This window comes from Succiniclasticum sp. (genome assembly GCF_056977735.1).
This window is the reverse complement of record NZ_DBMCWA010000023.1, coordinates 1-12,176: the sequence shown is the minus strand read 5'-3', so window position 1 is coordinate 12,176 and position 12,176 is coordinate 1. Positions and strand designations below refer to the sequence as shown.

Annotated in this window: 10 protein-coding genes; 4 read left to right on the top strand and 6 right to left on the bottom strand. The window is 51.6% G+C overall.

The features are described 5' to 3' along the window. The 4 genes from ACZOWY_RS10940 to ACZOWY_RS10925 form a co-directional block, all read right to left on the bottom strand. Positions 1-1,263 (bottom strand): CHAD domain-containing protein, encoded by a 1,263-nt coding sequence (locus tag ACZOWY_RS10940; protein ID WP_484397660.1) that lies wholly within the window; start codon positions 1,261-1,263, stop codon positions 1-3. A 2-nt stretch (positions 1,264-1,265) separates the two neighbouring features. Then, entirely contained in the window at positions 1,266-2,228 is a 963-nt protein-coding gene (locus ACZOWY_RS10935) for a 2-hydroxyacid dehydrogenase (protein ID WP_484397655.1), read from the bottom strand. A gap of 168 nt (positions 2,229-2,396) precedes the next feature. Beyond that, positions 2,397-2,942 (bottom strand): DUF456 domain-containing protein, encoded by a 546-nt coding sequence (locus tag ACZOWY_RS10930; RefSeq protein WP_484397651.1) that lies wholly within the window; start codon positions 2,940-2,942, stop codon positions 2,397-2,399. Positions 2,943-3,204: 262 nt separating this feature from the next. Further along, entirely contained in the window at positions 3,205-4,167 is a 963-nt protein-coding gene (locus ACZOWY_RS10925) for an AEC family transporter (RefSeq protein ID WP_484397646.1), read from the bottom strand. A 234-nt stretch (positions 4,168-4,401) separates the two neighbouring features. Here ACZOWY_RS10925 and ACZOWY_RS10920 point away from each other — a divergent pair, with 234 nt between their 5' ends. Continuing rightward, positions 4,402-5,547: a mechanosensitive ion channel family protein gene (locus ACZOWY_RS10920; protein ID WP_484397642.1), complete on the top strand. Its 1,146-nt coding sequence runs from the start codon at positions 4,402-4,404 to the stop codon at positions 5,545-5,547. On the opposite strand, the gene ade is transcribed toward ACZOWY_RS10920, so the two are convergent. Both ade and preA read right to left on the bottom strand, forming a co-directional pair. Continuing rightward, positions 5,544-7,277, bottom strand: coding sequence for an adenine deaminase (gene ade, locus ACZOWY_RS10915; RefSeq protein ID WP_484397636.1), 1,734 nt, complete (start codon positions 7,275-7,277; stop codon positions 5,544-5,546). The two genes, ACZOWY_RS10920 and ade, sit on opposite strands and share 4 nt — an antisense overlap. Positions 7,278-7,389: 112 nt before the next feature. After that, complete coding sequence (gene preA / locus ACZOWY_RS10910; RefSeq protein ID WP_484397632.1) at positions 7,390-8,889, bottom strand: NAD-dependent dihydropyrimidine dehydrogenase subunit PreA; 1,500 nt, start codon at positions 8,887-8,889, stop codon at positions 7,390-7,392. Between the two features lie 308 nt (positions 8,890-9,197). Here preA and ACZOWY_RS10905 point away from each other — a divergent pair, with 308 nt between their 5' ends. Genes ACZOWY_RS10905 through ACZOWY_RS10895 form a run of 3 tightly spaced genes read left to right on the top strand, consistent with a single transcriptional unit; the run spans position 9,198 to position 12,002 of the window. Next, positions 9,198-10,481, top strand: a complete 1,284-nt coding sequence (locus ACZOWY_RS10905; RefSeq protein ID WP_484397627.1) for an FAD-dependent monooxygenase — start codon at positions 9,198-9,200, stop codon at positions 10,479-10,481. Positions 10,482-10,525: 44 nt separating this feature from the next. After that, complete coding sequence (locus ACZOWY_RS10900) at positions 10,526-10,708, top strand: DUF362 domain-containing protein (RefSeq protein ID WP_484397622.1); 183 nt, start codon at positions 10,526-10,528, stop codon at positions 10,706-10,708. Positions 10,709-10,718: 10 nt separating this feature from the next. After that, positions 10,719-12,002 carry an FAD-dependent oxidoreductase gene (locus ACZOWY_RS10895; RefSeq protein WP_484397619.1) on the top strand — a complete coding sequence of 428 codons (1,284 nt, stop codon included), beginning with the start codon at positions 10,719-10,721 and terminating at the stop codon, positions 12,000-12,002. Positions 12,003-12,176 lie beyond the last annotated feature (174 nt).

Here is a 12,176-nt window from a genome sequence, read left to right as displayed (position 1 = left end):
TCATTTTTCTTTCAGCATCTGCAAAAAGTGCTCCCACATTTCCGAGATCACTGCAAGAGACGATTCGGAACGGGCGCTCTGCCAGCTTAAAAACGACTGGATCTGTTTCTGCAGCGCCTCCTCTTCCGGATGCTGCAGCGCAATCCCCCGGGCCCAATACGCATTGACGTAATCGTCATGCAGCAGGCCCAACACATCCTGCAACTGCTTCATCTGCCGTAACAGGTCAACGGGCAGCCGGACCAGACCGATCGTCTGGGTCACGTACCGGAACCGTTTCACCTTGATACGCACCTTGTGCAGGTCATCCATATCAGAAAAATCCGGATACTTTTTATTGAGGGCAAGCATCTGTTTACACCACGCTTCCGTCCGGCGCGCCACATAACGCCGGACCGGTTCTTTTCCTGCCTCCTTAAAGGCGGCACCCTGCAACCGGTTCAGCCAGAGCATAAACTCCGCCAGTTTCTCCGTATGCTGATGCAAAAACGTATGCAAAAAATATTTGTCCTGTTCGTCCTGCCGCAACGACAAAAACACGTCCAGCAACAACGAAGGCGATGTTGCGCCTTCCTCCGCTGCCGTGCCAAGCTGCCGTACACAGGCCTGTGCCGCCACATCCAGCTCCCGCATATTGGAAAGGACCTCAGCCTCTTCCCGGAAAAACTGTTGCCACTGTGCAGCCATATCCCCGGGCAGGCCCTCCCTGAAAAACACCAGGCAGGAACGAAGCCGGCGGATCTTCACACGCAGTTGGCGTACCAGCAATTTATTCGCAGGCTCCTTGTACAGCAGATGCCAGAACCAGCTGATTATGAAAACCTGCCAGTACAGATATTGACGCATCGCTTTCAGCCATCCCACCGCTCCGTCCACCTGCGGATAGGGCCGGCCTGCCATGGCCGCAAGGCGCAGCTTCAGATCCGGCTCCGCCATTACGAATTCGTCGCCGCCGGAAAGCAAAGCCTGCACGGCTTCCAGTACCTGCTCTTCACTGCCTGCACGGTACCGGAACTCGACATCGAACAAATCAAAAAGATGGGAATTTACCAGAACAATACCTTCCATCACCCGCACCGTAAAGGGCGCCAGCGGTCCACCCTGCAGCCTGTTACGGCGATACCGGGCGCTTCGATTTTCGCCATATTCTTTTTCTCGCAGTTTTCCCTGCTTTACGGTGCGTTTCAGCAGCTTCGCCACATCTTCCGTAAAGGTTTCCGGATGGGCGACCCGCACACCGTGCAGGCAAAGTTTCCATGCCAATTTTATTTCACCTGTGCTAACATGGGCTGCCCGGCCAGGGCAGCGATAATATTCTGCGCCGTAACCAGCGCCATTTCATCCCGGGTCTCCTCCGTAGCCGAAGCCATGTGGGGCGTTACCGTAATATTGGGAAGCGTCAGCAGGGGATGGTCTCCCGGCAGGGGTTCCGGTTCCGTCACATCCAGCCCGGCCGCCGCCACCTTTCCGCTCTTCAACGCATGATACAGCGCATCTGAGTCTACCACCCTGCCCCGGGATATATTCACAAAACGCACACCATCTTTCATGGCTGCAAACGCCGCTTCGTTAAACATGCCTTCCGTTGTCGGATTCAGTGTAACCGCCACCGCGATAAAATCAGAAGTCTGCAGCAGCTCTTCCCACGAAACATACCGTGCGCCTAATGCAGTATCGTTCAGCCGACGGTTGCGGTTATGGTAAATGACGCGCATGCCGCTGGCCTGCGCCCGTTTTGCAATGGCGCTGCCGATATCGCCGAAACCCACCACGCCAAGGGTTTTTCCGTACAGATCAATACCCAGGCCCAGGGCCTTCCGTTCCCCCCACATTCCGCTCTTTGTATGCAGATGCCCCCGCACGATGCCCCGGGCTGTATCAATCAGCAGACCATACGCAATATCCGCTACCGCATTCACCAGTACCCCCGGCGTGTTGCCAATCTTTACGTTACGGGAGCGGCAGGCCTCCACGTCAAAATTATCATACCCCACCGAAGCCTGGGCCACTACCTGCAGCTTCGGCGCTTTTTCCAACAGCGCTTCATCAATACGGACATTGCCGGAAGAATACAGTGCATCTGCCTCCTGCAGCCATTCCGTCCACTGTGGTTCCGGTATCCGGCCCCGTTCCTGCCAGCTTTTCAGCATCACCTTATCCTGCAGATATTCCAACGCCACGGGACGGATCTTCCCGCTGCAAACCACAATTTTATTTTTTAAATCCATAACACACCTCCAAAATAAAAAACGGGACAGAATACTCTGTCCCACTCATTTTAGCATACTGCCGTTAAAATCCAAGCCAAAGATCAAATTATTGCAATTTATTTTCATTTTTACGGCATAAGCCGATAAAATCTGTAACAATTATACTATTTTTACCGGCTCTGCCCGTTACGCGTAAAAGAAAATCTGCTTGGCCAACAGAATTGCCATCGCAAAGGTTGCCACCAGTTTGCCAAGCATGGCCACAAACTGCATCCTGGCCGCCTGCCACGCCAGCGCCCCTGCGTGCTGTAAATTGTGAGAACGCATGTACTCATACAGATAGGCCATCACAAACGCGCCAATGGCACCGCCGATCACGCTGCCCGCCACGGGAAATGCCGTAGTTCCCATAACCGTGCCCACAAAGGTTCCGCAGCCAATGAGCAGAACGCCCCACCAGGAGATGTCTTTGACCTTCCTTTTAATCCCAAAGAAGGACAGAACAAATTCCCAGATCTCCCCTAATGCGTAAATCAAAATCACAGCCGAGATGATGCGGATATCAAAATACTTGGACGGATCGTAGAACGCAAAACCCAGACAGCTTCCCACCATCAGCGTGTTGCCCGGCAAATCGAACAGGGACATAGCCACCGCCACTAAAATCAGAACAACAGCAGCCAGCCATTCCAGCATATACGAATCTGCCAGATTGGAAAAAATCTGTTCCATCGAAGCTCCTTTCCCAAACGTCTCACTGTTTCCTGCTTACATATCAAAAAAGATAAAACGGAACACAGGTGCCCCGCCTTTCCTGTCATTCCCCTTTGGACGAAACTCATTATAGCACAGTAGGAAGAAGAAAAAATGAAAGAAGTGTGAACTCCCGGGAAAGACACAAAATATTCACAGAACAGCGCTGTACTACGCCTGCATGGTGCCGGATTTTTTTCATGGGCCGCGAACCAGACAACCGAACGAAACCAGTGGTTCCTTACAATGACCCGCCAAAATGGATATAGAAAAAGAACAGCGGGAACACCAGCAGCACAAACACCACCGTGGTCAGTAAAAAAGCTGCGATGGTTATATCTACATTCAATTTATACAACTGCGCGGTAATCACCGAATTGATAGCCGCCGGCGTCGCCGCAAGTATCAGCAGCGAACCCAGCAGCACCTGATCGGTAAACAGCAATTTAAACAACAGATAAAACAACGCGGGCACAATGACAAAACGCAGCCACAGCATACTGACGACCTGCCGGTAATAAAACCGCGCCCGGCTGAAATCAATCAGGTAACCTACCGGCAACAGGGATACCCAGGCCAGCACATGCACCAGATTATGGAACAGCACACCCAGTACCGGCGGTCGTTCGATGCCGTAAAGCTGCAGCAGTATACCGGCAACCATGCCCAGGATCCCAACCTGGTTCCAGGTGATGAACATCTCCCGGAAGCTGAGCCGCAGCTTTGCCTGCTTTGTTGTCGCCTGATGCTTTTCATAATAATACTTGGCCATGGGAAACGCGGCTGCCACCATCAAGATATTCTGGGGCGCAGCCACCAGCTGTACGTAAGCAAAGCCCTCTTCCCCATACAGGATGAAAGCGCAGAGGCCGCCGATGGTTCCGATATTGGAAAGCATGGCGGAAATCACGAAAGCTCCCCGATCCAGCTCGTTATCAAAACGGTCCGCAAAACATTTTGCCCCAATGAAACCGGGCACTGCCGTGATCAGTATCCCGATGATGGGCAGCCAGAGCAGCTGCGCGGAAAGTGGCAGCACCCAGAAGCTCATCAGCGTCAGCAACGTCACCATCACAATCACATTGAACCTGATCAGCCAGTCGCAGGCCTTTTGCGGCAGCAGGGTATGAATTTTTAAAAAATATCCCGCCGCCAGCGGCAGCAGGATATCCGTAAATACTAATATGATCCGTTCCCAGTCCATTATTGTTACCTGAAATCAGCCGTATTAATTGTGAAGACAGTACGGCGCATGTTAGGTGCTATTATAACACATACTCTCCCCAATAGAAAGACAGGAATTATCCCTTCGACCCTTTACATATCATGAACTTTTATTCCAAAAAATTGAAAAGAAACTTTAAAAATGTTATCCGGATTGCTATAATTGTATAGCATACGTAATTAAGAACAAAAAAATTGGAAAAGAAGGGTTCACATGTCTGAATTTTTTACCACTGCTATTGCTACGGTTTCTTCCACGGCTGCAACCATCCTGACGCCGGAGTTCTGGATTGCAGCCTGGCCGGAATGGAGAGCTTCCATCCTGACCTGTGCGTTTATTTTACTGTTCCGCATCTGCTACCGATCCTTTATCCTGAGCCTGACAGCGCATTTAAAAGAGCGGTACCATTACGATTTTATCGATGACTTCTTCAAGGCTTTCAATCATCCCATCCAGACTTATCTGTGGATCCTGGCCTTTTATGCGTTTATCGTACTCAGCCCCCTGAATCCGTTTTCCCAACATCCGGCCTTTGACAAAATATTGCGCAGCAGCCTGATCATCTGCCTCATCTGGGGCGTATATAACCTGTGCGATGCAGGTCACGGGCTGGTCATGCAGATTTTGAAACGTTCCAATCTGAATATTGACGAAACCATTGCCGAACTGATCTCTGCCCTGGCACATATGATGTGCGTCATGTTGGGCACCGTCATGGTCGCCAGAGAATGGGACTATGACATTACCGCATTCATCGCGTCTCTTGGCATCGGCGCCATGGCCATCGCCTTCGCTGCCAAAGATTCTCTGGCCAACATTTTCGGCAGCATTGTGATCATCACGGAGCGTCCCTTTGTCATCGGGGACTGGATCTCCGCCAATAACATCGAAGGCATTGTGGAAAAAATATCGTTTCGCAGCACCTGTATCCGTACGTTTTACCAGGAACTGGTCTATGTGCCAAATAACCTGCTGAGCAACACGCCCATCATCAACTACACCCAGCGGCAAAAATACCGCATCCAGTTTATGCTGGGGGTTACCTACAGCACCACCCGGGAACAGATGGAACTTGTGTGTCGGCAGATCCGCCAGCTTTGCGTAGACCTGGACGAAATTTACAACGACGGCATTGATGTCAACTTCTTTGAATTCGGAGACAGCTCGTTAAACATCCGGATCGTATGCTATGCCAAAGCTCCCAACAATTCCGTCTACCTCAGGGCACGGGAAAAGTTTAATCTGGCAGTCATGAAAATTCTGGAAGAAAACAACGTAAGCTGCGCATTTCCCAGCCGCAGCATCTACTTCGAGACGCCGCTGCCGGAAACAGAAAAACAGGCAGTTCCAAAATCCTAATCGCACCAAAGATCCACATGTTCGAAGCGCACCACGTCCACCAGACCGCGGTCTGTCAGCCGAAGTTCCGGAATTACCGGCAGGGACAGGAAAGCCAGAATCATAAAGGTACTGAACTCTTCCGGTATGCCCAGTTCCTTTACCCAGAATTCCAGCTGTCTTATCTGTGCATTCAAGGCTACCGCATCCCGGTCGCTCATGAGGCCGGCTATAGCAAGAGGCACCGTAGCCCTTACCTGCCCTTCCGACACGACAATCAGCCCTCCACCGATCTCACGCAAACGGTTCACGGCAACCACCATATCCTCATCGTTCGTACCAACCACAGACAAATTATGGGAGTCGTGCCCTACCGTGGTAGCGATAGCGCCCTTCTTCAAGCCAAATCCGTAAACAAAACCCAGCCCGATGTTGCCCGTATTGTGGTGCCGTTCACACACTGCCATCTTCAGGATGTCCCGTTTCGTATCGCTGACAGCCTCGCCATTCCGAACCGCCGGTTCCAGATGCAGCTTCGAGGTCAGCAACTGCGTCTGGCTGATGCCGATCACCCGCATCCTGCGACCAGTCCTTGCAGGAATTTTAAAATCGTTTACCGTAACCGCAGGCATGTTCATGGACTGCCCCGGCATCTTCAGTACCGGGTCGCTCTTCCATAACAGCTTGCGGTTTTTTACTACCACTGCGCCTCCCTTCACCACATGGACCGGCTGAAAGGACTGCAGGTTTTCAAACACCGCAATATCCGCCAGATACCCTGGAGCCAGCGCCCCGGTCTGTGGCAGTCCGTAACACTCGGCAATATTCAGCGTCGCCATGGGGATCAGATCTTCTGCATGATACCCCTGCGCCACGCCAATCTCCAGCAGATAGTTGATGCTGCCCTGCTCTATCAGGTCGTCTGCATGGCGGTCGTCACTGCACAGGCACAGACGCCGGTTGTCTGCTTTAGTAAGAACCGGAAGCAGATCCACCAGATTATGGGCCGCGCTGCCTTCCCTGAGGAACACGTACATACCGCGTTTCACTTTCTCCAGAGCTTCGGCAGGTGTCACACACTCATGCTCCGTCGTAATACCGGACGCAACATAAGCATTCAGTTCTTTATCTGTAATGCCGGGCGCATGCCCATCCATTTTCTGTTTGTAGAACAGCTTCAGCTTATCCATTTCCAGTTGTTGTTTATACAGAATTCCGGGGAAGTTCATCATTTCCGCCAGCCCCAGCACCCGCGGGCTCAGGTTACGAAGCCGTTCCATGTTCTCTGGCGTGATCCGCGCGCCAGACGTATCCATATCCGTAGCCGGCACACAGGAAGGAACCATCAGGTACGCGGAAAAGGGAACACCTGCCGTTTCTTCCAGCATAAACCGGAATCCGTTTTCCCCTAACACATTGGTAATCTCATGAGGGTCAGTAATAGCGCCGGTCACCCCGTTCAGCAGCAGCACCTTTATCATTTCCCGGGGCGAAAGCATGGAACTTTCAAAATGCACGTGGGCATCCATCAGCCCCGGTGTCAGGTACAGGCCCGTCACGTCAAGATTCTGTTTACCCGTATACTTGCCGATACCCACGATCTTATTGCCGCTGATGGCAACATCTGCGTCCTCCCAGGATCTAAGGAACACATTAAACACATGGCCCCCCTTTAATACAAGGTCAGCCTCCTGCCTTCCTGCCGCCACGTCTATCTGTTCTTCCAAACTGCTTGCACGCCAGAAATCCATCTGTCTGTTTCCTCCTTTTTTCTGCAATTACTTCTTATTCCTATGCATAACGCTTTCTGTCGCAATCTTTGACGCAAAAGTAAGGACTGCCCTGAAATCACTGTCCAACTGTTTAACCTGCATGCTTCTGCACACGCTTTCCGGCTTCAATGGCATGAACGGGACACACCAAAAGACAAAGATGGCAGCCCACGCACTTGTGTAAATCCAATACAGGCTTATCCTCGGCATCCAGCCGTATTGCCTGATGGCCGCCATCGTAGCAGGAAATATAACAACGTCCGCAGCCAATGCAATCGTTCCGCACAAAACGCGGGAACTGGATGTTGCTGCGATCAAGTTCTTCCGCTGTTACTATGTAAGGCAGCGCCATTCCCACGACATCCTGCACTCTTGTGAACCCACGCAATGCCAGGTAATCGCTGAGGCCTTCCTTCAAGTCATCAATGATGCGATATCCGTATTGCATCACAGCCGTCGTAACCTGCAGGTTCCCGCAGCCCATAAGCAAAAACTCCATGGCGTCCCGCCAGTTTTCAATGCCGCCCATACCGCTGATGGGGATTTCCGCCAACGCCGGATCTTTACGCATCTCGTTGATAAAACGCAAGGCAATCGGTTTCACTGCTTTGCCCGAATACCCGCCCTCGATGCTTTGGCCGTTCACCCGCGGTTCTGACAAAAAGGTATTCAAATCAATGTTCATGATACTCCGGATCGTATTGATGGCAGCAATGCCGTCTGCCCCCGCAGCTACGGCAGCCTTTGCAGGTTCTTCCATGTGAGTAATGTTAGGCGTCATCTTCGCCAGCACAGGCAGCTTCGTACCTTTTCGCACCGCGGCAGTGTAACGAGCTGTCAGTTCCGGGCTTTCTCCGATTTCCGCGCCAAGGCCTTTCCCCGACATCTGAGGACAGGAAAAATTACATTCAATCATGTCCACGCCTACCGCTTCCATATCCCGGGCCAAGCGCGTCCACTCTTCTTCGTTACGCCCCATAATCGAAGCGATAATGACCTTGCCTGGGAAATCCTGTTTCAGGCGCCGCAGAAAGTCAAGATTTTCTTCATAAGTATGGTCGGAAAGCTGTTCTATATTTTTAAAGCCAATAAATGATCGACCTTCTTTAGACAAGGCCGAAAAACGTGGGGATACTTCCCTGATATCCATGAACGAAATCGTTTTGAAGCTGACGCCGCCCCAGCCCATGGAAAACGCCTTGGCCACCATATCATAATTGCTGCCCACCACGGAAGAAGACAAAAAGAAGGGATTCTCGCAGTGCACACCGCAAAAGTCAACGGAAAGATCGATTTTTGTTTTTGGTATTTCCACATGCAGGCCGTAAAGATCGCAAAGTAAATCCTTAATCCGCACCGGTACATCCAGTTTGCCCCGTCGACATGCCTGCATACAGGGAGCATTGCAGTTTTCACAATAATGAATGACCGGCAGGCGACGCCGGGTTCCCACCCGGTTCTCAAAATTCAGCGCCCGCACAATGCGGCCGACATCAATCCCATGTGGACAGGCAGCGTTACACTTTGGCTCATGGCAGAGCAGGCAGCGGCCAGCTTCTTCTTTAATACGAAGGATTCGCTGTTTCGTCATAGATGGTTCACCTCAGTCTTTTAAACTATTTTTTAAGCATGTTAATTTATAAAAAAGGCAAATTTAGCATACACTATCCCCATGTTATCATTATATTTTATCACATTTCTATTTATAACAAAATAGGACATAACCCAGATAATATTCCTTTCCGGAGTCTTGACACTGGGAACGTGCGATACTATTCTATAATTGAAAGATAATTCCTGCGAGTTGCCTGTCCGTGGAAATATATGAAGAAAACGGAAAAACAATGTGCGCAAGTTTTTCCATGAAATAGTTTTCGGCGTGTAGAAAAGGAGGAGCCAATGAAAAAAGACATCGTGATCGCGGGCGCGGGTCCCGCGGGCCTGATGGCGGCGCTGAAGCTGGCGGAAAGAGGGATCACGCCCACCGTAATTGAGATGAAGAACAACATGGATAAACTCAACCGGGCCTGCTCCATGCAGTTTATCATCGACGACGAATACGAAGCGGACGTCCTCAAAATCGAAGGGCAGAAGCTGGTCTTTACGAAATGCGGGCTGGAGGTTCCGTATATCGGGAAGCTGGTTCCGCTTTACAATAAGTATTACCATTCTCCCAAGGATCACATCATCCGCTTTACGAGGAACGATGGGAAGGATCCTTTTTCCTATAAGTTTGACAAGCAGTTTTTATTGAAGAGCCTCTTTGATGCCTGTGCCGCGAAGGGTGTCGAATTCATGATGGGGACCCTGGTCCTCGGCGGCAAGGACAAGGGGAACGGGGTGGAGCTTACCCTCCGGCAAAAAGGGAAAAAGTTCACCCTGGCCTGCGATAAGCTGATCATTGCCGAGGGCGTGAACGCGTCGGTCTGCGGCAAGTTCGGTTTGAACAAACAGCGTATGGGACAGGCCGGGGATAAAGTGCTGAACCTGGGCATGGCCTACAGCATGAAATACCTTATGGAAGGAATCACCGGCGTTGAGAATAACAGCTGGAACCTGTACTACGGCAATGCGTACCATTCCCAGACAGCCTGCATCATCGGGCCCAGCCTGGAGGGGGACGGCATTTTTGAAGTGACCATTACCGGTTCCCCGGGCCTGATGCCAAAGAAGATATTTGAAGAATTCACCACCGCGAGCCCCATGGCAAAACATTTCAAAAACGCGAAGCTGATCAAGAAGAACGGCTGCGGGCTGAAACCTTTCATGGCCATGAAAGAACCCTGCCGCGGCAATGTCATGGCTATCGGCGACTGCGCCGCCATGGTGGAAGTGGAAACCCAGGGGGGACTCCTGTGCGGATACAGGGCGGCAACGGCCGTTGCGGAGGAACTGGAAGGCAAACCGGGGTTTGCGGCGTATACGAAATGGTGGCAGGATTCCTTTGAGTTTAACAGCGACGATTACATGGAAGTGAGCAAGGGATACGCGCTGGCCTTTGTCTATACGGACGATGAGCTGGATTATCTTTTCTCCCTCTGCGAAGGACATAACCTGCACGGCACCTACAGCCAATACCTGACCCCGAAGCTGATCTGGGACTGCATCCGGCTTTCTTCGGAAAAAATCAAGACGGAGCGGCCGGAAATCTACGCGAAGATGCATATGATGGGACAAGTTTGATTGCGGAAACAAAGATTTTTGCGATGACCGAGGAGGAATTTACGATGGCTCATGTTATCTCTGATGAATGTGTCGGCTGCGGCACCTGCGCAACGTTCTGCCCGGTGGGGGCGATTTCCCAGGGAGAGGACGGCTATTACGATGTAGACCCCGCTGCCTGTGTGGACTGCGGAAGCTGCGAAAAAGCCTGCCCTGTCCAGGCCATCGCGGCGGAAGAGAAAGGATGAGGGCGCGGCCATGATGAAAGATCTTCTGATCGTGGGCGCGGGTCCCGCCGGTCTCCTGGCAGGGTATACCGCCGCGCAAAAAGGCCTGAACGTAATCATCGTCGATATGAAGCGGGATATCACAACGGTCAACCGGGCCTGTTCCGCCCAGTTCGTTCTGGACGAGGGATACGAAGGGGAAACGCTGAAGGCCGTGGACGGGAAACTGGTCTTCACCAAGAACGGCTTCGAGGTTCCGTACCGGGGAAAACTGGTCCCGATCCTTCATAACTACATGTATTCCCCGAAGGGTCACCGGGTCGCCTTTGAATATGAAGACCTGCGCCCCACGGCGCTCAAGTTCGATAAAAAAGAACTTTTGCGCGGCCTTTTGGAACAGTGCGAAAAGGCGGGCGTGGAGATCCGCACCAATACCATGGCCCTCAAAGGCCGGGATAACGGAAAGTCCGTCGTCCTGACCCTGCGCGGAGACAGGGGACAGTATGAGCTGGAAGCGAAAAAGCTGATCATCGCAGAAGGCGTGAACCGCAGGCTCACGTCCATCTTCGGTCTGAATAAAGGCTACCAGTGTATGGGCATCCCTCTCACCTGTGAATACACGCTGGAAGGAACGGAAGGTATCCCCCACAACAGCTGGATCCAGTATTACGGCGATGTCTATCATCCGTTTATGGAAATCATGGTGGGCGAAAGCACCGAAAGCGATGACGCCCTCGAGTTTACCGTTATGGGACTGGGGGACATGAGGCCTGCCGCCTTTTTCGAAAAACTTGTAAAAGACAGTCCCCTTACGCCGAACCTCAAAAACGCCCGGATCATCCAGCGCAAGGGCTGCGGCTGTTGCAATTATTTATCCCTTGCCAAACCGTATCGCGGCAATGTGCTGGCCATCGGCGACAGCGCGGCCCATATCGAGGTCATCAACCAGGGCGCCATGATGTGCGGGTATCACGCGGGGAATGCCGTCGCAGATGAAATGGACGGAAAAAACGGTTTCGAAGCGTACGCGAAATGGTGGAACGGCGCGTTTGAATTTAACTGCGAAGATCCCATGGAGCAGTTAAAACTGTACGGCGCCCTCAGCATCAAGCGGACCCTGGCAGACGATGAAATCGATTATCTCTTCTCCATGCTGGCGGACGAACCCCATTGCGGGCACTTCAACCAGTTTGAGGTTCCCAAAAATTTCTGGACGGACGTCCTGAAACACGACACCGAGATCCGGAAAGACCGGCCCGCGCTCTATGACAAACTGGCGGCCATAAGAACTTACAAGGAACAGGGAAAATTTTAATAAGAATTGAAATAAATTTGTAAAATAACAGCGCGGCCTGCATTTTTTGCAAGCCGCGCTGTGTGCGTTAGGGAGAGACTATGAAAAAAAGTCTGTAAAAAGCAAAAATAGGTCTTCTATGATAAAATAAAATCATAGGAGGCCTTTTATTATGGCAAGAAGAGAAAAGAAACC